At 34.2% G+C, this 20,909-nt stretch carries 20 protein-coding genes and 1 other RNA gene; 11 read left to right on the top strand and 10 right to left on the bottom strand.

What is annotated here, in order from left to right; all coding sequences use genetic code 11:
- Window positions 1-7: 7 nt before the first annotated feature.
- The 3 genes from NAT50_RS05950 to NAT50_RS05940 are packed head-to-tail and all read left to right on the top strand — an operon-like array spanning window position 8 to window position 3,022.
- Window positions 8-748, top strand: a complete 741-nt coding sequence (locus NAT50_RS05950; protein ID WP_250592298.1) for an ABC transporter ATP-binding protein — start codon at window positions 8-10, stop codon at window positions 746-748.
- 38 nt (window positions 749-786) lie between these two features.
- Entirely contained in the window at window positions 787-1,890 is a 1,104-nt protein-coding gene (locus NAT50_RS05945) for an ABC transporter permease (protein WP_250592297.1), read from the top strand.
- Between the two features lie 10 nt (window positions 1,891-1,900).
- A complete protein-coding gene (locus NAT50_RS05940) occupies window positions 1,901-3,022 on the top strand; it encodes an ABC transporter permease (protein WP_250592296.1) in 1,122 nt (373 codons plus the stop codon).
- 94 nt (window positions 3,023-3,116) lie between these two features.
- Here the strand turns inward: NAT50_RS05940 and NAT50_RS05935 are convergent, their stop codons facing one another.
- The 3 genes from NAT50_RS05935 to NAT50_RS05925 form a co-directional block, all read right to left on the bottom strand.
- Window positions 3,117-4,112, bottom strand: coding sequence for a metal-dependent hydrolase (locus NAT50_RS05935; protein ID WP_250592295.1), 996 nt, complete (start codon window positions 4,110-4,112; stop codon window positions 3,117-3,119).
- Between the two features lie 118 nt (window positions 4,113-4,230).
- Entirely contained in the window at window positions 4,231-5,727 is a 1,497-nt protein-coding gene (locus NAT50_RS05930) for a T9SS type A sorting domain-containing protein (protein ID WP_250592294.1), read from the bottom strand.
- Window positions 5,728-6,586: 859 nt separating this feature from the next.
- Window positions 6,587-8,041, bottom strand: coding sequence for a T9SS type A sorting domain-containing protein (locus NAT50_RS05925; protein ID WP_250592293.1), 1,455 nt, complete (start codon window positions 8,039-8,041; stop codon window positions 6,587-6,589).
- Between the two features lie 878 nt (window positions 8,042-8,919).
- On the opposite strand from NAT50_RS05925, the gene NAT50_RS05920 reads away from it, so the two are divergent.
- The 6 genes from NAT50_RS05920 (at window position 8,920) to NAT50_RS12340 (ending at window position 13,113) form a co-directional block, all read left to right on the top strand.
- Window positions 8,920-9,900 carry a c-type heme family protein gene (locus tag NAT50_RS05920; RefSeq protein ID WP_250592292.1) on the top strand — a complete coding sequence of 327 codons (981 nt, stop codon included), beginning with the start codon at window positions 8,920-8,922 and terminating at the stop codon, window positions 9,898-9,900.
- A 424-nt stretch (window positions 9,901-10,324) separates the two neighbouring features.
- Window positions 10,325-10,927 (top strand): DUF2202 domain-containing protein, encoded by a 603-nt coding sequence (locus NAT50_RS05915; protein WP_250592291.1) that lies wholly within the window; start codon window positions 10,325-10,327, stop codon window positions 10,925-10,927.
- Window positions 10,911-11,405 (top strand): DUF2202 domain-containing protein, encoded by a 495-nt coding sequence (locus NAT50_RS05910; protein WP_250592290.1) that lies wholly within the window; start codon window positions 10,911-10,913, stop codon window positions 11,403-11,405. Before NAT50_RS05915 ends, NAT50_RS05910 begins: the two co-directional genes overlap by 17 nt.
- A gap of 77 nt (window positions 11,406-11,482) precedes the next feature.
- Window positions 11,483-12,043: an FAD/NAD(P)-binding oxidoreductase gene (locus NAT50_RS12370; protein WP_317236673.1), complete on the top strand. Its 561-nt coding sequence runs from the start codon at window positions 11,483-11,485 to the stop codon at window positions 12,041-12,043.
- Between the two features lie 25 nt (window positions 12,044-12,068).
- A complete protein-coding gene (locus NAT50_RS12365) occupies window positions 12,069-12,944 on the top strand; it encodes an NAD(P)/FAD-dependent oxidoreductase (protein WP_317236672.1) in 876 nt (291 codons plus the stop codon).
- Between the two features lie 40 nt (window positions 12,945-12,984).
- A complete protein-coding gene (locus NAT50_RS12340) occupies window positions 12,985-13,113 on the top strand; it encodes a hypothetical protein (RefSeq protein WP_262918607.1) in 129 nt (42 codons plus the stop codon).
- 307 nt (window positions 13,114-13,420) lie between these two features.
- Here the strand turns inward: NAT50_RS12340 and ssrA are convergent.
- Both ssrA and NAT50_RS05895 read right to left on the bottom strand, forming a co-directional pair.
- Window positions 13,421-13,817: a transfer-messenger RNA gene (gene ssrA / locus NAT50_RS05900) on the bottom strand.
- A 37-nt stretch (window positions 13,818-13,854) separates the two neighbouring features.
- Window positions 13,855-14,982 (bottom strand): serine hydrolase domain-containing protein, encoded by a 1,128-nt coding sequence (locus NAT50_RS05895; RefSeq protein WP_250592289.1) that lies wholly within the window; start codon window positions 14,980-14,982, stop codon window positions 13,855-13,857.
- A 252-nt stretch (window positions 14,983-15,234) separates the two neighbouring features.
- Here NAT50_RS05895 and NAT50_RS05890 point away from each other — a divergent pair, with 252 nt between their 5' ends.
- Together NAT50_RS05890 and NAT50_RS05885 are read left to right on the top strand one after the other, a co-directional pair.
- Window positions 15,235-16,437, top strand: a complete 1,203-nt coding sequence (locus NAT50_RS05890) for an NAD(P)-dependent oxidoreductase (protein WP_250592288.1) — start codon at window positions 15,235-15,237, stop codon at window positions 16,435-16,437.
- A gap of 65 nt (window positions 16,438-16,502) precedes the next feature.
- Window positions 16,503-17,867, top strand: a complete 1,365-nt coding sequence (locus NAT50_RS05885) for a M28 family peptidase (RefSeq protein WP_250592287.1) — start codon at window positions 16,503-16,505, stop codon at window positions 17,865-17,867.
- A 37-nt stretch (window positions 17,868-17,904) separates the two neighbouring features.
- Here the strand turns inward: NAT50_RS05885 and creD are convergent, their stop codons facing one another.
- From creD to NAT50_RS05860, 5 genes are read right to left on the bottom strand one after another with little or no spacing between them, the layout of a single operon-like run.
- Window positions 17,905-19,248 carry a cell envelope integrity protein CreD gene (gene creD / locus NAT50_RS05880; RefSeq protein WP_250592286.1) on the bottom strand — a complete coding sequence of 448 codons (1,344 nt, stop codon included), beginning with the start codon at window positions 19,246-19,248 and terminating at the stop codon, window positions 17,905-17,907.
- 11 nt (window positions 19,249-19,259) lie between these two features.
- Entirely contained in the window at window positions 19,260-19,568 is a 309-nt protein-coding gene (locus tag NAT50_RS05875) for a hypothetical protein (protein WP_250592285.1), read from the bottom strand.
- Between the two features lie 46 nt (window positions 19,569-19,614).
- Window positions 19,615-19,911, bottom strand: coding sequence for a winged helix-turn-helix domain-containing protein (locus NAT50_RS05870; protein WP_250592284.1), 297 nt, complete (start codon window positions 19,909-19,911; stop codon window positions 19,615-19,617).
- Entirely contained in the window at window positions 19,874-20,278 is a 405-nt protein-coding gene (locus NAT50_RS05865; protein ID WP_250592283.1) for a hypothetical protein, read from the bottom strand. Before NAT50_RS05865 ends, NAT50_RS05870 begins: the two co-directional genes overlap by 38 nt.
- Complete coding sequence (locus NAT50_RS05860; protein ID WP_250592282.1) at window positions 20,278-20,892, bottom strand: hypothetical protein; 615 nt, start codon at window positions 20,890-20,892, stop codon at window positions 20,278-20,280. Before NAT50_RS05860 ends, NAT50_RS05865 begins: the two co-directional genes overlap by 1 nt.
- Between the last annotated feature and the right edge of the window lie 17 nt (window positions 20,893-20,909).

Raw genomic sequence — 20,909 nt, 5'->3', positions numbered from 1 at the left:
AAGGCAAATGGAAAGTGTACAAGAGAAAATCATCATCGTAGAGAATTTAACCAAACAGTTTGGCGACTTCACTGCTGTAAAAGGCATTAGTTTTGACGTGCATAAAGGTGAAATCTTCGGATTCTTAGGCGCAAACGGTGCTGGAAAAACGACGGCAATGAAAATGTTGATTGGAATTTCCCATCCTACCAGCGGTCAAGCAAATGTGGCTGGTTTTGATGTGCAGAACCAAAGCGAAGAAGTCAAACGCAACATTGGCTACATGAGTCAGAAATTTTCCATGTATGATGATTTAACGGTGGAGGAAAACATTACTTTTTTTGGTGGGATTTACGGTTTATCGCGAAAGCAAATTAAGATAAAAACCAATCAACTGATTGAAGAATTGCAATTGGGCAACATTGCCAAAACAAAAGTGGGTGATTTACCTTTGGGTTGGAAACAAAAATTGGCTTTTTCAGTAGCCTTATTACACGAACCTAAAATTGTTTTTTTAGACGAACCTACTGGTGGTGTCGACCCCATAACCCGAAGACAATTTTGGGAATTAATTTATGCCGAAGCCCACAAAGGTACTACGATTTTTGTCACCACGCATTACATGGACGAAGCCGAATATTGCAACCGTGTTTCGATTATGGTCGACGGTGTAATTGAAGCTTTGGATACCCCAAAAAAATTAAAAGAACAATTTCAGGTCAATTCTATGAATGAAGTCTTTCTGAAATTGGCTCGAAATATTGAGTAACAATAACTTGAAACCTGAAACTTGAAACAAAAAAATAAATGAAACGATTTATAGGTTTTATCCGAAAGGAGTTCTATCATATTTTTAGAGATAAACGCTCGTTGTTTATCCTTTTCGGTATGCCTATTGCCCAAATTTTGCTGTTCGGATTTGCAATTACCAATGAAATTAACAACGTAGAAATTGCGATTTTAGATTATGCAAAAGATAGTGAATCGCAAAAAATCATTCAAAAGATAAAAGCATCACCGTATTTTCATATAGAGAATGAAATTTTTAGTGATAAAGCCATTGAAAGCGAATTCAAAAAAGGAAAAGTAAAAGCCGTTCTATTGTTTGAAAAAGATTTCGCCAAGAAATTACAAACAGAAAGAAAAGCTACCGTTCAAGTAATCACCGATGCTACCGAACCCAACGTTGCTAATACAATTTCGAATTACACCCAATCGATCATTCAAAACTACCAAAACCAAAAAAATACAGTTCAAAAAAGCAATGGTGTTGTCATTCAAAGTCGCATGTTGTACAATCCGGAATTAAAAAGCGTTTTCAATTTTGTTCCGGGTGTAATGACTGTAATTTTAATGTTGGTTTCTGCGATGATGACCTCAATTTCAATCACCAGAGAAAAAGAATTGGGTACAATGGAAATCTTACTAGTCTCACCTTTAAAACCGTTTCAGGTGATTTTAGGAAAAGTATTTCCTTATGTTTTTCTGTCGATTATTAATGCGATAGTGATAGTTTCCATGGGGTATTTCATCTTCGGAATGCCGATAAATGGTAGTATTTTCTTGTTGGCCTTCGAAAGTATTTTATTCATTATTACCGCACTTTCATTGGGAATTTTGATTTCCACGGTTTCCAATACGCAACAAACCGCCATGATGATTTCGTTAATGGGATTAATGCTTCCGGTAATTATCCTTTCGGGTTTTATTTTTCCGATTGCTTCCATGCCGTTGCCGATGCAGGTGATTAGTAACATCATTCCGGCCAAGTGGTTTATCATCATTGTAAAATCGATTATGCTGAAAGGCGTTGGATTGGAATATATTTTCAAAGAAACCTTGATTTTATTGGGGATGACACTTCTTTTTATTGGGTTGAGCATCAAAAAATATAAAACCCGTTTGGAATAAATTAGCACACATGAAAACGATTTTATTCATCATACAAAAGGAGTTCAAGCAAATTTTTAGAGATAAAAGCATGCTTCGCTTAATTTTTATTTTGCCTATCATTCAGCTTTTAGTACTTTCCAACGCGGCTACTTTTGATGTTAAAAACATCAGAGTTACCATTGCCGATTACAACAATTCCTCCTCATCAAGGGCTCTTATCGAAAAATTTAAGGCCAATCCTTATTTTTCAGAAGTTGAAAACGTATCGCACACTCAGGAAGGTATCGAACGATTGAACAAAGGGAAAACAGATGTAGTCATCGAAATTCCGAACCAATTTGAAAAGCAATTGCAAAACGATACTACCACACAAATTCAAGTCTTAATTAATGCCATTGATGGCGCCACGGCGGGTGTTCAAAATGTGTACATAACTCAAATTGTGCAATTGTTCAATCAGAACATTCGGGTAGAAAATCAACAAGTGAGCAATGAGCAACTCGTTCCAAATCGGATTGAAACCATTCCGTCATTTTGGTATAACAATACACTCAATTACAAAACGTTTATGGTACCTGGAATTTTAGTGTTATTGGTTACCATGTTGACATTATTTCTTTCGGCTATGAACATCGTAAGGGAGAAGGAATTGGGCACTTTAGAGCAAATTAATGTGACTCCCATCAAAAAACATCAATTTATCATTGGAAAATTATTTCCTTTTTGGGTTCTGGGATTGGTAATTTTAACTGTGGGATTGTTCATTGCAAAAGTCGTTTTTAGTGTTCCGATGTTGGGTAATATTGCTTTGGTTTACCTTTTCACTTCCGTTTATCTTTTACTGATTTTAGGTTTTGGATTGTTTATTTCCAATCATACCGAAACGCAACAACAAGCGATGTTTATTGCGTGGTTTTTCATGGTTATCTTCCTCTTAATGAGCGGCTTATTTACCCCAATTGAAAGCATGCCGAAATGGGCACAGAACATTACGCTATTGAATCCGATTCGCTATTTTGTGGAATTCATTCGCATGGTTTTACTCAAAGGCGCCGGACTTCAGGAAGTGTTACCTAATTTGGGCATTATTGCTTTTTTTGCTTTTGTTGTTAACGGATTGTCGGTTTGGAGTTATAAGAAAACGAATTAACTAAATATTACAAATTTAATAATCCAACTTTCCCTTCTTCCAAGAGGGGTGCCCGCAGGGCGGGGTGTTTTTCTACAGAAGAATCTCTTTAAAATCAATTACCTTGTAAACGTGTAAAAATCTTTTGAAGTAAAGCCTTACCATCCCTTTTAGCTTTAGGGACTTCTATCGCTTTCAATCCTTGTGGTGTGGTAACAAATTGGTAGCTAAATGCAAATTGTGGGTTTTTAGAATCATCGTTCAGAAGGCCAAATCGGAGATCATTACAATACAATTTTCCGGATTTTTGACTAAGCAAGTACCAGCCCTCACTGATAATCTGAAGCTTTTTAAAATCGGGATTGTGTTGCAAACGTTTGGCTAAAGTTTCATTCTTAGGGTAAGTAGTAAAGCGAATAGGTTGCGTATCGAAAAGCGAATAATCCCCCAATAGATAGCCTTTTTCGGTAGCCACATTGGCATTCCAAAGAATGAGATTAAAAGCAGTAGGTTTAACAATAAGCTTTTCATAAAGAACTTTCTGAGCAGTTAAAGCCTTTTCAAATTGTGCGACAGCATATAATTTAATCCCACAAGACAGCAGTAGATACAAACTACTGAAATACAAACTGCGACGGGCATATTGGGCTCTTAAGATAGCGTTTGGGGTACGCCAAATCATGACCAAACCAATCAGTAGCGGAAGGGTATACAGCGGATCTATAACAAAGATGGTCTTTAAAGCCAAACGATCGGGAAACGGCCAAAAAAGCTGTGTACCCCAGGAAGTAAACAGATCCAACAACACATGAGTAAACAAACACCAAAAAACCACAAGAGAAGCGGCTCGGAAACCAATAACTCCTTTCTCGATACGGCTGATACACCAACCTAAAATAGGAGAGAGCAGTAGGAAAAGGAGTAAAGAATGACTGATGCCTCGGTGAAGTAGTACACCGTCGACAGGGTCAAAAAATTTCCCAATGAGAACATCAAGATCTGGGAGAGTACCCAATACTGCCCCATAGAGAAAAACACGTTGTCGTAGTGCTTTTCCAGCACTAACTTCGGCAACAACAATTCCTAAAACGATTTGGGTCAATGAATCCATTACACAAAAGTAATAGGAAATCAGATATTTTACTACTCTTTATAAAACCAAAAAAACAAAAATTATAGAGGCGGTCTCCTCAAGAAACCGCCTCTATATAATAGGATACTGTAAATTCTTATTTCACGACAGCACGAGTCGCTTTTCCTTGATTGGTATGCACCTCAAAATAATACGTTCCTTTGGCCAAAGTCGAAATATTGATAGTATGTTGAGAATCGGTTTTTACCAATTGTCCTAAAGAATTATAAATGTTAACACGTTCTAAGGTCAAATTGTCTTGTAATTGAATCGTCACAAAATCGATAGCCGGATTAGGGTAAACAGCAAAGCGTTCCAGTACAAAATCATCCGAACCCAAAGCAGTAGTCAGATCATAAACGCGTACAAGTCCGTTATTCGATGTACTGGTATCATAAATAGGAGAACCGATAGCAATTGTATTAGCATCTCCGGAGAGGGAAACACTAAAACCACAACGTGAATCATTAGCTCCATAGATATCTTTTCCTATTTGGCTCCAAGTCCCTGCAATGTTTTTATATAATCGAACTTTTCCAGAATCAGATCCTTTATCATCGTTGCCATAAGCTCCAATAGCGACGATATTGGCATCATCGGAGAGAGAAAGACTGTAACCAAAACCATCAAGATCTTTTTCTCCTTTAATATCACTTCCAATTTGTGTCCAGCTTCCCAATTGATCTTCAAAGATACGTACACGGCCTGGTTTTATTCCATTTGTTACGTAATTACTAGCTCCAATGGCTAGGGTCTTACCATCAGCAGATAAAGAAATACTCACGCCGTTAGCCTCATCACCCGCAGCTCCATTGATAGCTTCTCCTATTGGTTTCCAAATACCTGATTGGTTTTCATATACTACTACATAACCAGATTTTTTTCCATCAATACCAGCACCGGTAGCTCCAATGGCGATTCTATTTTCGTTTGAAGAGAATGAAAGACTATTACCAAAAATAGCACTTGCATAAGCTCCTTCAATCCTATTAACAAATTTCCAACGATTAACCAAAGTCGCATTGTATTCATATATGTCGACATAACCTTTATAATCTGTACTATTTGGTATGTTATAAGTTGCAACAGGAGCACCTACGGCAAGAAATTTTCCACTAGCGGAGAGGGCTACTTTTCCACCGAATCTATTTCCCATGTATCCACCATAAATTACACCTCTAGGCAACCAATTAGTTGGGTTAGCGGGATCTCTTTCGTAGGTGACTACCATACCATTATCTGTAAAACCGGAATCGATATTTTGAACTCCAATTGCGACAATATTCCCATCGGCTGATAGCGATACGGTTTGACCATAATTATCATTTTTAAAGCCTGAATTAAAATCTCCAATTTTAACCCAATTACCGGATTGGTTCTCATATATGCGCACATTTCCACAATTTGTCATTGATGAGTTACAATCATAAAAAGGGGTTCCAATCGCGACTACTTTTCCATTGTTAGATAAAGCGACAGTATAACCTAATTGGTCCCCCCCTTGATCTCCAATAATATCATTTCCAATTTGAACTTGTCCGTAGGTGAGTAACGAAACAAAAAACAGAAAGAATAAAAAATAATTTTTTTTCATAAGGATTAATTTTAAGTATGTTAATAGTAATTAATATTCCATTTTTTAATCAGAACAAAGAGTAAGAGAGAGGGCACAAACAACCTCCAATAATATAATAGGTGAATACGATTTTTATAAACCCCAAGGCTTTACAATAAGAGTAAAGGACTACCTATAATTGTTGTTCTTTAGGTCTCAAAATTAAAGGGGAAATCTAAAAAAATCATAGGGGATAGGGGGGACAAATTAGAGTAAAAAGGGGACAAATTAAAAGGAGTTATAGTGTTGTTTTTCATGGTTTTAGTTTTGAAATAACAGAAAAATCTTAAAAAAACATCCAAAGACTACGTCAATTTTTCCTCCTGAAATAACAATTCATAATCCGCAATCCTTCCCCTCTTTTCAAGAGGGGTGCCCGTAGGGCGGGGTGTTTATTAAATAGTTCCTCATGATAATAATAATCCAATTGATCAAGAACCATTTGTCTTTTGTCTATTAGATTATTTCTCGTTAGAGACTATATCGCAAACATGAAAAATGAACATTCAACCGAGCCTCAAAACCTAATTAATTTTATTATTCAAGAAACAATCAAATTGACATTGTCGATAAGGGCATGATAAAGAGGGTTTAAAAAGTTTTTTCTTCCGAAAAAAAAGAAAATTCTGAAAGATGGATTAGATTATGGTATTTTCTTAGGAGTCGAATTTTTTCAGATTAACTTTAAGTAAAAAATGAAGTGTATTTTTAAGTGATTGAAATATTATGTTTTACTTTATTGAAGTCCTATTCACTAATTTTTTGCAAAGCCAAAACACAAAAATAAAAGAGGTGGTCTCCTCAAGAAACCGCCTCTATAATAGGATATTGTAAATTTTTATTTCACGACAGCACGAGTCGCTTTTCCTTGATTGGTATGCACCTCAAAATAATATGTTCCTTTGGCCAAAGCAGAAATATTGATAGTATGTTGAGAATCGGTTTTAACCAATTGTCCTAAAGAATTATAAATATTAACACGTTCTAAGGTTAAATTGTCTTGTAATTGAATAGTCACAAAATCGATAGCTGGATTCGGGTAAACAGCAAAACGTTCTAGCACAAAATCATCTGAACCCAAAGTAGCAAGATCATAGACACGTACATGTCCAGCGGCATTACCTGGAGCACCAACAGCAATTGTATTAGCATCTCCTGAGAGAGCAACATGACCGCTAAAGTCATTAGATACTTTTCCTTTAATATCTACACCAATTTTGGTCCAAACACCACCCTTATTCTGATAGATGCGTACGTGACCGGAATCCGTTCCATTTCCATCGTTGCCTTCGGCTCCAATAGCAACCGTGGTACCGTCATTGGAGAGTGATACGCTATAGCCAAATTGATCTCCTGCTGCTTCTCCAATAATATCAGATCCAATCTTAGTCCAAACATTCGAAACGTTTTGATACACGCTTACTTTCCCATTAGAAGAACTGTCATTTGTAGCCCCAATAGCAACAGTGTTTCCATCGGCTGATAGAGAAACACTAGTGCCGAAACTCTCATTTGGTTGTCCAGTTATTTGACTATTAACTAGAGTCCATGCACTATTTATGTATTTGTAGACTTTTACAGCATTATTGGTACCGAAGGACGTCGGGTTTCCTGGGTACCCGACAGCAACTGTACTTCCATCAGCAGATAGTGAAACACTATAACCTGTGAAATCAGATTGATTTACACCATTAATACTGCTTCCCATTTTAACCCAAGATTTCCTAATGGCGCTTTGTGTTTTGTATTTGTATTCGTAAATATCTACGTAACCTTGTTGAATGAATTGGGAATTAGCAAAAGGGGCTCCGATCGCAATTTTGTCACCATTATCAGATAATGAAACACTCCAGCCAAAATAATTACCGGCATTACCACCTATAATATCAGTGCTCATTTGTGTCCAAGTACCTAATTTATTTTCATAAACACGCACAATACCTGTATTACTACCTCTTGCAGGAGTTTGAGTTGCTCCAATGGCAAGTATGTTACCATCTTTAGATAGCGAAACACTAAAACCAAAAGATATGTCGCTAGTTGTCGCTATAATATCTGCTCCAATTTGAGTCCATGTACCTGAAGTGTTTTTATATACTCGCACAACACCTTTACCAGTATCAATGTTATATGGAGAACCAATTGCGACTATTTTACCGTCATCGGATAAAGAAACGCTATAGCCACTTCTTTCACCGTTAATTTTTCCATTAATATCGCTTCCAATTTGAACTTGTCCGAACGAGAGTAACGAAACAAAAAACAGAAAGAATAAAAAATAATTTTTTTTCATAAAGATTAATTTTAAGTATGTTAATTATAATTAATATTCCATTTTTTTATCAGAACAAAGAGTAAGAGAGTAGAGCACAAACAACCTCCAATTGATACAATCGGAGAATACAATTTTTATAAACCCACAACTTTACAATAAGCTTAAAGAACTATCTATAATCTTTATTCTTCAAACCTTCAAAATTAAAAGGGAAAACCAAAAAAATCCAAGGGGACAAGGGGGACAAATTAGAGTAAAAAGGGGACAAATGAAAAGGGGTTATAGTGTTGTTTTTTAGTGTTTTAGGTTTAAGATGACAGAAAAATCGTAAAAAAAACCTAAAGACTAGGTCAATTTTTCCTCCTGAAATTACAATTCATAATCCGTTATTCTTCCCTGCTTTCCAAGAGAGGTGCCTGCAGGGCGGGGTGTTTTTTTTTTCAACTCCAACAAACCCCGATAAATTCATGTCTTACAGCACGAATAACAAATGACATTTGGAATTGGTAGATGTACCAAACAGCACCTATATTTTGTTACATCCTGCCAATTATGCTCAAAAAAGAATTGGGAGGCTAAATTACTTCTGTTACGAAACTTTCTGGTTCTTGATATGGGGTTTATGTCTTGAAAGGCTTTTAAGAGGTTGAAAGGCTTGGTTTATAAAGCTTTGGACAACCATGAAGTGTAGAATTGATGGTAGAATCCTAATTTTTGTAAAGATGAATGTAGTAGAACGTGGTAAGGCACCCACTCCATACATATTTAAATTGTAACATGAATTACAACTGATGTTTCCTTCTTTTGATTATTCTTTCATAGGGATAATTAATGTGTGATAATTGTTACAATTTTTCATTCGAACTTTCGTTATTTTTGATTAAAAATCATAATTTATGAAAAATATCTTTATATTATTTTCATTTTTAGGACTTGTAGGTTGCAAAAATGATAAAAATGAAATTCAGCCTATACCTATTGCGGAAACTACTAATGAGGTAAAAAATGAACACGAAGGTAAAAAACTAATGGAAACCCATTGTTATTTGTGTCATAGTCCTAATGCTGGAGAAAATGAAGGAAGAATTGCTCCACCAATGGTAGCCATTAAAGCTCGATATATAGATAAAGAGGGCTTTAACAAGGAGGAATTTATAGCTGCTATGACATCCTTTGTGAAAAATCCAACGGAAGATAAAGCGTTGATGTATGGAGCGGTTAAAAAGCATGGATTAATGCCCAAACAAGTATTTCCTGAAGGAAGCGTAGAAAAAATAGCTGATTTTATGTATGAGTACCAAATTGAAGCTCCAGAATGGTTTGCCGAACATTGGAAAGGCCATGGAAATAAAAATTGGAAACAATCTGGTAAACCTTATGAAGTGACTGAGAAAGAAAAAACCTATGCTGATATAGGTTTAGAATATGCCTTAGGAACTAAAAAAGTATTGGGCAAAAATTTAATGGAATCGATTCAAAAAAAAGAAACTTTGGAAGCTTTAGCTTTTTGCAATCATCAAGCAATCCCTTTAACAGATAGTATGTCAACTAAATATAACGCCACCATAAAGCGTGTTTCTGACAAAAATAGAAATCCAAAGAATAAAGCCAATAGTGAAGAATTAGAATACATCGCTCAATTTAAAAAGGAATTGGCAGAAAAAAAAGAAATCAAACCCGTTGTAATAGAAAAAGAAAATCAAGTCCAATTTTATTACCCGATTGAAACCAATACGATGTGTTTGCAATGTCATGGAACACAAATTAAACCTGAAGTACAAAAACAAATTAAGAAATTATATCCCAAAGATTTAGCGGTTGGGTATAAAGAGAATGAAGTACGCGGTATTTGGAGTATCACTTTTAATAAAAAATAATATGACTAGAGGAGCATACCCTCTACCGAAAGAAATTTCTAATGTTTTGTGATTTGGTAAATAGAATTAATTTTTTTAACTTAGATATGCCTCATTTTGAAGTTGTTATAAAATAATTTAAACTTAAATCTTATTTTTTTTAGGCTTTACTTACCACTGTAATTTACAAAAATTTAGCCGTATCGTCTAAAGATGAGTTGATACAAATGCTAAATACACGGAATGAAAAGCAATATAAATTAAATTACAATAGTAGCCGATAACTTTTTATTTCTTTATAAAACATTCAACGGAAAAGTGAAACTTGAAACACAAGTTATACATGACCTGATTGATATGTGTGATGGAAACCATTGTAACAAATGTAAATTGTTTGTTCAATTATAAGAGGTATTATTTAATAGTTTTATTTAAAAGTATACAAATGAAAATTAAATTTTTTATTATAAAAGCTATCATGATTGTGTTATTTACAGTTTCCTGTAGTGACAATGAAGATAATACAAAAAATGTAGTATTAACGCCAAAAGAAAAAGAGGGGGTATTGTTCATGCTTGAAGAAGAAAAATTAGCAAGGGATACTTACAACTACATGAATAATTTATGGGGCTTAAGCCTGTTTAATAATATTAAAAATAGTGAGCAAAGTCATATGGATGCTATTGTTACTATTTTAGAGCAACATAATATAGAATATACAATTCTTCCTGAAGGGCAATTTTCGAATCAAAATTTACAAAATTTCTACAATCAATTCATTATTGATGGTCAGGTAAGTAGTGTTGAAGCATTAAAAATAGGAGCAACGATAGAAGATTTAGATATTGTTGATTTAGAAAACTATATTAATGAATCGACTAACAAATCACTAATATTAGCATATCAAAACTTACAATGTGGTTCAAGAAATCATTTGAGAAGTTTTGTTTCAACTTTAGATAATTTAGGAGTTACCTATAATCCTCAATTTTTAACAACAGTAGTGTTTAATTCAATTATAACTTCAAGTCATGAACAATGTAATTAAAATAGTATTGATAGTGGTACTTTTTGGTACACAAATGAGTAAAGCACAAGAAAATTCTACCATTGATTATCGTTATTTGTGGGAAGAAGAAAAATTAGCACATGATATTTACGATACTTTAGGAAAAAAATGGGATTTACGTGTCTTTCATAACATTAAACAAAGCGAAAGGCGTCACATGGAAAGTGTAGAAATTATAATTAAAGAAAAAGCAATTTCGTTTGAATTATTTGCAGAAAAAGGAAAATTTCATAGTGTAGTACTCCAAAACTTATACAATAAACTTTTAGCAAAAGGTTTACAATCGCCTAAAAGTGCTCTTGAAGTGGGACGTATAATAGAAAAAACGGATATTTCAGATTTAGAAATAGTATTAACGAAAAAGATACCTCTAAGCGAAAAGCAAATTTTAGAATCGCTTCTTTTTGCATCTAAAAGACATTTAGCTGCATTTGAACGAAAAATGAGCCAGCTTTAATTTAGTTCTCAATCTAACAAAAGCGACTGAATTACAGGTTCTTAATTTATAGATTTGAATTATTAAACGAATCAAACATGGCAAAAATAGTTGTTTTAGGTGCAGGTATTGCAGGACATACGGCAGCCGCACATTTAAGAAGAAAACTTTCTAAAGATCACGAAGTATTAGTCGTTTCACCTAATAGAAATTACCAATGGGTGCCTTCCAATATTTGGGTGGGAATTGGAAGAATGCAACCTAAAGACGTGATCTTCCCATTGGAACCTTTATATAAAAGAAAGGGTATTGGTTACAAACAAGCCAAAGCCGTATCTTTTCATCCAGAAGGCGATAGTTCTGAAGCAAAACCCTATATTTTAGTAGAAGGTGTTTTTGGAGATAACATAGGAAAACAAGAAAAAGTGACCTACGATTATCTAATTAATGCTACTGGTCCAAAACTTGCTTTTGATATGACTGAAGGCTTAGTGCCTGAAAGGAACAAAGTATATTCCGTTTGTACTTATGATCATGCTGAAAAAGCTTCAGAGGCACTTCATAAATTAATTGACCAACTAAAAAAATCCGATAAAAAAAGCGAAAATTTTAATTGGAACCGGACATGCAAAAGCGACTTGTCAGGGTGCTGCATTTGAATATATTTTAAATGTTGAAAACGAATTGCAAAAATTTGGTGTTCGTGACAAAGCAGAAATTACTTGGATTTCCAATGAATACGAATTAGGTGATTTTGGAATGGGCGGTATGCTTTTGGATTACAATGGATTTAATATGAAATCCAAAGACATGCTTGAAATGATTTTTGAAGACAGAGGCATCAAATGGATTTTAGGAGCGGGTGTTACAAAAGTTGAAGATGGATTAGTACACTATGAAAATTTAGAGGGTGAATTTAAAACAGAAACTTTCGATTTTGGGATGCTGATTCCTGCTTTCTCGGGTCACGGCTTTCAAGCGTATGACAAAGAAGGGCAAAATATAACCGAAAAATTATTTAGAGGTTTCATGGTGGTAGATGCTGATTATACCCCAAAACCATACGAAGAATGGAAGGTTCAAGATTGGCCCGAAACCTATCAGAATCCAAGTTATAAAAATATATTTGCTCCAGGGATTGCATTTGCTCCTCCTCACCCTATTTCAAAACCACGAAAAAGTAAAAACGGAACCGAAATTTTTCCATCACCACCACGAACTGGTATGCCATCTGGAATTACTGCCAAATTAGTAGCTGACAATATTATAGATTCTATAAAAGCAGGAAAAGAATCGTTACATCACAAAGGCTCATTACGTAACATGGGGGCAGCTTGTATTGCATCTGCAGGTTATGGTTTGACTCACGGAAGCGGTGTTAGTTTTACCACTTTTCCTATTGTACCTGATTATAAAAAATATCCTGACACTGGAGGAAGAGACATCAAAAAAACTTTTGGTGATATAGGGTTAGCTGGGCATTGGGTAAAATTAGCGTTGCATTATGCTTTTATCTACAAAGCCAAAATGAAACCTTTTTGGTGGTTAATTCCGGAATAATTTAGTGATAAGTGCTTAGTAACGAGTAAAAATTAAAGACATGACACAAAGAATATCAAATTCTCAAAAGAGAAAAATGCAAAACCTTATCATTCAATTATTTAAATTCTTCTATTTAAACATCAGGATTTTAAAAATTGTTGCTGGAGGACATGGGGGAACTCGATAATGATTTCCTTCCTATTAAAAGAAATTGGTATATCCTAATTACCAATCAATTTCCATAATCTTATAGTTTTAGTTAATTTGGTAAAAGAGATTTTGTCTTAATGATAAAGTCTCTTTTTTAGTTAATGGATTACTTTTATTAAGTTCAAAAAATACAAAACATTCAAATAATTATATTTTTCCAAATATATATTGATTGGAAAATACAAAGAATAGGAATGAAAAAAGTGATATTGAATAAGAGAGAAAAACAAAAAAGCCTGTAAATCATACGATTTACAGGCTTTTGCTTCAAAATGAAATTGTTTTAGTGGAGTCGCCGAGAATCGAACTCGGGTCCAAACAAGCAATCAAAAAGCTTTCTACATGTTTAGTTCTTGCTTAGTTTTTCGACTTAAAGCGACGCCAAGAACAGCAACTTTAAGCTTAGCTTGATCAGTGTCAGGAAGGATTTAAAGCATTACCTTCCCTAGGTTTATTTTTACGGTTCCCCTTATCCAACCGCCACAAACCAAGGCTTTTGAGGAGAATCTAGCTTTCCCACCTTGTGAGAACTAGGCAAATCGTACTAAACTTCGGATTAAGCAGCTAAAGCGTAATTATTTTCGCCGTGTAAAAGTTCGAGACATTATATTAATGAGCAACACCTCAATGCTCAACATGCTTACTGATTAATTCCACTCGCTGTCAAAACCAGTCGACCCCTTAATCTTTTGCAAAAATACTAAATTAATATCAAATATCATTCCAAAATTTCGTCCCCTTTCTTTTTGATATGAAAGGGATAATCGCCAAATAATCCGGTGGCTAATTTTAAATAGTAGGTTTTTCGAGTATACTTATTCGATAAACAAAGTAAAGTGGCTTTTTCTTTTCGTAAATGAATGTAAGCCGAAGTATTGCCGTGCCACCAACCGTTATGATAAAAGAGTTGTTTGCCGTCTTTCCATTCTAACAAGCGGATTCCTAGACCGTAGTTTCGAATTCCTTTACTTTCATAACTGTACCCTTTGTAGATTTCTTGTCGTAATTTCTCATTCAAATAGGACGAATGATAAGTTGCCATGTCAAATTTTAATAAATCTCTGACAGTAGAATAAATATTTTTGTCCCCGTAGATGTCATCCAAATGATTCAGCGGGTATTGAATTTTGTTTCCTTTGTAAGAATGACTCGTCGTATCGCCATGTTTTTTCATGTCAAAAACATAGGTATCTTTCATTTTTAAAGGCTCGAAAATCAGTTTTTTCATCGCTGTACGATAATCCATTTGCGTCTCTTTTTCGATAATCAGTGCTAATAGAGCATAATTGGTATTGCAATAACTAAAACGAGAATCGGGTCTAAATTCCAAATCGATATTGTGCTTTCGGATTAATGGAATGATATCACTGTTTCGTAACGTATCTCTTTTGTTCCAAACCTCTTTTTTGTCGGTAAAATAACTGTAATTCCTTAAACCACTTCGGTGATTTAACAACAAACGCAGCGTAATGTCTTCGTAAGGAAAATCCTTTAAAATAGTATTGACTTTTTGGTCTAGACTTATTTTTTTAGAATCAACCAACAACATCGTGGCGGTCGCTGTAAGCACTTTACTCACAGAAGCAATATGCAGTGGAGTATTCGATGTAATAGGTTGTTGCTTCTTGAAATCTCGCATGCCACTGTAGTGTTCATAAAGGATTTCTCCGTTTTGAGCCACTAAGAGACTACCTGAAAAATCATTGGTAAAGAACTCTTTATTGTATAAATATTGAAGGCTGTCTCGTATTTGTTGCTTTCTTTCTGGACTCAGGTTTGAGTTGTTTTCGGTGTAAGGCTGTAGCGTATAAACTCCGTTAATCTTAGTTTCTTCTTTTGTAATCACCGGTTTCTTTTTTTCTGATTTACAAGAGAATAAAAGCAAAGAACTTAAAGCAAGCGTAATATATTTAGTATGAAATAGACGAATCATTGGTATTAAAAATAGGAAAGCAAATATAACCAAAGATATCTTTTTAGCCGAATGGTTTTTATAGATTAATTCTACTTGATTTCTATTTGATAAAAGTTATATTTGCAACAAAATCATTCGTAAAAGTGATTATTTGTTTAGTTATTCAATTGAAATACCCAATAAATGAAATTCGGAATTATTAAAGAAAGAAAAAATCCGCCAGACAGACGTGTGGTTTTTTCACCAGATGAATTGGTGCAGTTAAAAGAAAAGTTCCCACAGGCAAATATTAAAGTTGAGTCTTCAGATATTAGAGTATTCCCAGACGAGGCCTACGCAAAGTTAGGTTTCGAAGTGAGTCAGGATCTTACCGATTGTGATGTTCTTATTGGAGTTAAAGAAGTACCTGTAGAACATTTGATTCCCAACAAAAAGTATTTCTTTTTTTCCCATACGATAAAAAAGCAGCCCCACAACCAAAAGTTATTGGTGGCTTGTCTAGAAAAAAACATCCAGCTTATAGATCATGAAACGATTGTCAATGCGGCTAATAATCGGTTGATTGGTTTTGGACGTTATGCGGGAATTGTAGGGGCTTACAATGCTTTTAGAGCGTTTGGTATTAAATACGATTTATTCAATTTGCCTAAAGCAGAGACCTTAGCCGATAAAGAAGCTTTAGTAGAACGTTTACGTCGCCCGATGTTACCGCCGGTGAAGATTGTACTGACAGGACACGGTAAAGTGGGTATGGGAGCCAAAGAGATCCTAGATGCAATGAAGATCAAACAAGTGACTCCAGAGGATTTTTTAACAAAAACCTATACACAACCCGTTTATACTCAAATTGATGTGTTAGACTATAACAGACGCAAAGACGGACAAATTCTAAATAATTCAGATTTTTATAATAATCCTCAGGATTATGTTTCCGATTTCGAGCGTTTTACGAAAGTGTCCGACATTTACATTGCCGGTCATTTTTACGGAAATGGAGCGCCGGTAATTCTAACCCGTGAAATGTTGAATGCTCCTGATAATAAAATTAAAGTGGTTGCAGATGTTTCCTGCGATGTAGACGGTCCAGTGGCTTGTACTCTAAGAGCATCTACCATTGCAGATCCTATTTATGGTTATTATCCAAGAGAGCACAAAGAGGTTCATTACGATCATCCGGGAGCCATTGTGGTAATGGCAGTGGATAATTTACCTTGTGAGTTGCCTAAAGATGCTAGTGAAGGCTTCGGGGAAATGTTTTTACAGCATGTCATTCCGGCTTTCTATAATGATGATGCCGATGGAATTCTAGAAAGAGCGACCATTTGTAAAGATGGAAAATTAACAAAACGATTCCATTATCTGCAGGACTACGTAGATGGAAAATAAATTAAGATCCCGATTTTGTCGGGATTTTTTTATTTCGTTAATTTATATTCCCAAATACTTATAAAATGAAAAAATGGATACTATTATTGGCTTTTGCTACTGGATTTGCTCAAAAGTCAGATGAAGAACAACTCAAAGCAATTTATCATCAAGCTTTGACTAATTCCAAAAGTTATACTTGGTTAGAATATCTGTCTAATTCGATAGGCCCTCGATTGTCAGGATCAGAAGGAGCTCAAAAAGCAGTTGAATACACTAAAGCACAGATGGAAGCTTTGGGAGTGTTTGATAAAGTGTATTTGCAGGAAGTTATGGTGCCCAAATGGGTGAGAGGAGAAAAAGAAGAAGCATACTTCAAAGATGGAAATAAAAAAGTAAGCGTTCCTATTTGTGCTTTAGGAGGTTCTGTAGCAACATCCAAAAAAGGAATTAGCGCAGAAGTAGTAGAAGTTCAATCCTTAAAAGAATTGGAAGTTTTAGGTGTTGAAAAATTGAAAGGAAAAATAGTCTTTTTCAACCGTTCGATGGATCACAGTCAGATTGAAGCTTTCAGAGCTTATTCGGGAGCTGGAGATCAGCGTAGAGCCGGAGCTAAAGAGGCTTCAAAATATGGAGCTATTGGTGTAATTGTACGTTCTTTAAACTTCAGATTAGACGACCTTCCTCATGCTGGGAACACTAGTTATGGAGATTTACCGGTAGAACAACGCATTCCTGCTTGTGCCATTAGTACAAATGGTGCGGAATTGTTGAGTAAAAAACTAAAAGCCAATCCTAAACTTATGTTTTATTTCAAACAGTCTTGTTTTCAAGAGGAAGATGTATTGTCTTATAATGTAGTAGGGGAAATTAAAGGGAGTGAAACACCCGAAAACATAATGGTAGTAGGCGGTCATCTCGATTCATGGGATTTGGCAGACGGTTCTCATGACGATGGTGCGGGTTGCGTACAAAGTATGGATGTAGCGTATATTTTTAAAAATTTAGGATACAAACCAAAAAATACGTTACGTGTGGTTTTGTTCATGAATGAGGAAAATGGAGGCCGTGGCGGTGATAAATATGAAGAGTTGTCTTTGAAAAACAAAGAAAATCACATTTTTGCCATGGAGAGCGATTCGGGAGGCTTTACCCCGAGAGGTTTTTCTTTCGAAGCCGATGATGCTAGTTTTGAAAAAATTGTGCAGTGGAAATCGCTTTTTGAGCCTTATTTGATTCACTATTTTACTAGAGGATACAGTGGAGCCGATATTCAGGATCTAACGTCCAAACGTATTGTAAAAGCGGGCTTGCGACCAGATTCACAACGTTATTTTGATCATCATCATGCTTCTAATGATACTTTTGAAGCGATTAATAAACGCGAATTAGAATTGGGTGCAGCCACAATGACCTCTTTAATTTATTTAATTGATAAATATGGGATATAAGAAAAGCGCCATTTGGCGCTTTTCTTTTTTATGAAAATTATTTCCATTCAATTTTTCGAGAGAAATACATTACTGCTCCAAGAATTGCGAATAATCCAATGCTTCCAACTAATAATGCATAGCTTTCTAATTGAATAATGACATAAATAAACGTATACAAGCCTGTTAAAGCTACCGCGATAAATCCAGCAAATTTTTTATTCAGTATCGATTTTGAATATAAGCTAATCATCGTTACTACTGATATACCTGCAATTAAATAAGCTAGTTTAAAACTCGAATGCTCAGTAATAGAAATCAATAAAGTATAAAACATAATTAGTGCTAAACCTATCATACTGTATTGGAAGATATGAATAGTAATTTTGCTAATTGATTGGATGAGAAAGAACACCAAGAAAGTTAATCCAATTACTAAGAAACCATATTTTGATGCACGTTCGTTTTGTTGATATTCATCTACAGTTTCGATTAATTTAGCTCCAAAAGCATAATCGTTCAGGTTCGGAATTTTTTCTATGTGTTGTTGCGAAAAAGATCTGTTGATATCAAGAATTTTCCAATCGGCGTGAAAGCCTTTTTTGTTTATTTTTTTTGTCGTGTCGTTTGCTGCAAAAGCTCCTTCAAAACTCGGCGATTCCCAATCAGAATCTAAACTCACAATACTTTTTTTACCAATAGGTATAAACTTAATACTGTTGCTTCCGTTGTATTCCATATTAAATTTGAAATCTATTCTTTGGCTTTTTGCCAAAGTTGAATAATCAAACTTGTCTGATTTTAAAGTGCCATAGAAATTATCTTCATCCGATTTTGATTCGAAATTCAGTTTTTGATTGTTCAAAGCAATATTTAAATCACTTTTTATGCTCTTTAGATTTGTTGTTTTGACCACTATTGAAGCTTGATTCCATAATAAATCTTCTGATTTTATACCTAACTTTTCAAAATTAAGTTTACCAAAATTCCCTTGAAAATCCATGTTTGCTGTAAATACCACATTGTTATAAATACCACGTTTTAATGAAGTATTCTTTTTAGCATCTGTTTTACTATTAAAGTTTTCAGGAAAGAAAAAAGCATTTTTTATTGTGACTTTCTTCTCAATAGTTATTGCTCCAGTTCTAGGATTAGTGATGTTGTATTCTTCATATGATTTATAGGGAATTTTTAGAATTGGCCCATAAAAATAAATGTCTTTTCCCCAAAGATTTGATACTTCCTCTACAACTTCCTTTTTGCGATTTGAACGTTCAGAAATCAAATCTTTTACAAATTCTAGAGGTATAAGTAGGATTAAGGTTAAAAAACCCACCATGGCCATTTTTACTGTTGTTGATTGAAAAAAGCTGTTTTTTGGTTGATTGAATTGTGTTTCCATTGTTATTTGATTTAAAAGGGTTGTAAACTGTTGAATTTATTCTCGACTATTATAAAATAGAAGTAAGCGATAGGTATGTTACTAATTAGAATTAGTATTCTGATTACAGTATCTTCTTTATTTGTCTTTGCAAAAAGTTGGTATATTAGATAAAGAAGTACAAAAGAATTTAGAATTACTGCCAGGTAAGTGTAGAAGAATCCTATCAAAACTAATTCTCGATTGGAAGTAATCATATAAGAAAGAAATAATAATGTGCCAATGCCAAAGCTTACTAAGGCAATGGCTGTTGAAATGGGAATTTTTTTAAGTGTTTTCATTTTTAAAAGAACTTTGAAATTCAAAGTTAATATGTAAAAAAATAGATTATGTTTTAGATAATAGTTTTTCAAGTGCTTCAATATGCTCTTGAAATGCTTTGCGTCCTTCTTTTGTAACTTTATAGCTCGTGTTTGGTTTTTTTCCAATAAATTGTTTTTCAACAACAATATAATTTTCACCTTCCAATGCTTTTGCATGGCTGGCTAAATTTCCATCAGTAACACCTAGTAATTCTTTTAAGGTAGTAAAGTCGGCACTTTCGTTAACCATAAGTACAGACATGATTCCTAAACGAATTCGGTGATCAAAGGCTTTGTTGATATTTTGAATTATGTTTTTCAATGATTGTTTTTATTGTAATATAAAAATATTGACCTATCAAAAGGAATATAAAATAGATTATACTATAGAATATTCCAGTAATTGGAGCGAGATTTCTTCCTAAATCAGAAGTTACTTCTCTCATTAGTCTTTGTTGTTCAATTGTTTGTTCTACAGGAGAAAAAAATCCATCATGATCTAAATCTAAAGCATCCAACTCATTTTTAAGATAAATATTTGTTCCAAATGCCCAAATTACTGCTAAGACATAAAATACTAAAGAACATATGACTGATTGATTAAATGTTGAATATTTATTTCCGTAATAATACTTAACAAGTGTAAATACAACAATATTAATTGTTAAGAAAAGAATAAATGATATCATTATTTTCTATCGTATTTAAAATGCATCATTCCACCATATACAATATGACATAATCCAAATCCAATGGCCCAAAAGTACAAACCAAATCCTGAAAATTCAACAGCTAATAAGCCTAAAATAATTTCGGTAATTCCTAAATATCTAACATCACGTAAAGTATACTTACTAGCGTTCAAGCAAGCCAAACCATAAAACAACAAAGTTATTGGAGCAACTAAACCATAATAGCCATGACGAAGTAGGAGCAAAGCGAAAATTCCTCCAGTTACTAATGGAATTAAAAAATTAATTAATAGTCTTCTTGAAGATGGATTCCAAACGTTTTCCTCCATTTTCTTAGCTTTTCTAACAGTCATTACATAAGCAGTCATTAGTGATGCCACTAGAACAACTAATGCTGTAATTATTATTTTCTTAAAGGTTTCGCTTTCAAGAGTCATGTAGGTTTTCTCATAACTTAAATTTAGAATCAAGCTATTTGCATAAATTGCACCTATAATGGCATAAATACCCGCTAAAACTCCCGATAAACCACTTAGAGAGATAAATTGTGACGATTGTGACATCATTTGTTTAATGTCCTTTATGTCTTGTAAATAATTGTTAGAATCCATTTTAAAGAAATTTATTT

Origin of the sequence: Flavobacterium luminosum, from assembly GCF_023635005.1 — a bacterium.
Lineage (GTDB): Bacteria > Bacteroidota > Bacteroidia > Flavobacteriales > Flavobacteriaceae > Flavobacterium > Flavobacterium luminosum.
Note: the sequence above shows the minus strand (reverse complement) of the source record. Positions and strands in the feature narration are given on the sequence as shown.

Excerpts from the sequence above, each read along its gene's own strand:
- NAT50_RS12370 (WP_317236673.1), top strand. The coding sequence starts at position 11,483 with ATGGCAAAAATAGTTGTTTTAGGTGCAGGTATTGCAGGACATACGGCA.
- NAT50_RS05930 (WP_250592294.1), bottom strand. The coding sequence starts at position 5,727 with ATGAAAAAAAATTATTTTTTATTCTTTCTGTTTTTTGTTTCGTTACTC.
- NAT50_RS05865 (WP_250592283.1), bottom strand. The coding sequence starts at position 20,278 with ATGATATCATTTATTCTTTTCTTAACAATTAATATTGTTGTATTTACA.
- NAT50_RS05875 (WP_250592285.1), bottom strand. The coding sequence starts at position 19,568 with ATGAAAACACTTAAAAAAATTCCCATTTCAACAGCCATTGCCTTAGTA.
- NAT50_RS05940 (WP_250592296.1), top strand. The coding sequence starts at position 1,901 with ATGAAAACGATTTTATTCATCATACAAAAGGAGTTCAAGCAAATTTTT.
- NAT50_RS05885 (WP_250592287.1), top strand. The coding sequence starts at position 16,503 with ATGAAAAAATGGATACTATTATTGGCTTTTGCTACTGGATTTGCTCAA.
- NAT50_RS05920 (WP_250592292.1), top strand. The coding sequence starts at position 8,920 with ATGAAAAATATCTTTATATTATTTTCATTTTTAGGACTTGTAGGTTGC.
- NAT50_RS05890 (WP_250592288.1), top strand. The coding sequence starts at position 15,235 with ATGAAATTCGGAATTATTAAAGAAAGAAAAAATCCGCCAGACAGACGT.
- NAT50_RS05925 (WP_250592293.1), bottom strand. The coding sequence starts at position 8,041 with ATGAAAAAAAATTATTTTTTATTCTTTCTGTTTTTTGTTTCGTTACTC.
- creD (WP_250592286.1), bottom strand. The coding sequence starts at position 19,248 with ATGGAAACACAATTCAATCAACCAAAAAACAGCTTTTTTCAATCAACA.
- NAT50_RS05915 (WP_250592291.1), top strand. The coding sequence starts at position 10,325 with ATGAAAATTAAATTTTTTATTATAAAAGCTATCATGATTGTGTTATTT.
- NAT50_RS05935 (WP_250592295.1), bottom strand. The coding sequence starts at position 4,112 with ATGGATTCATTGACCCAAATCGTTTTAGGAATTGTTGTTGCCGAAGTT.
- NAT50_RS05860 (WP_250592282.1), bottom strand. The coding sequence starts at position 20,892 with ATGGATTCTAACAATTATTTACAAGACATAAAGGACATTAAACAAATG.
- NAT50_RS05945 (WP_250592297.1), top strand. The coding sequence starts at position 787 with ATGAAACGATTTATAGGTTTTATCCGAAAGGAGTTCTATCATATTTTT.
- NAT50_RS05910 (WP_250592290.1), top strand. The coding sequence starts at position 10,911 with ATGAACAATGTAATTAAAATAGTATTGATAGTGGTACTTTTTGGTACA.
- NAT50_RS05950 (WP_250592298.1), top strand. The coding sequence starts at position 8 with ATGGAAAGTGTACAAGAGAAAATCATCATCGTAGAGAATTTAACCAAA.
- NAT50_RS12340 (WP_262918607.1), top strand. The coding sequence starts at position 12,985 with ATGACACAAAGAATATCAAATTCTCAAAAGAGAAAAATGCAAAACCTT.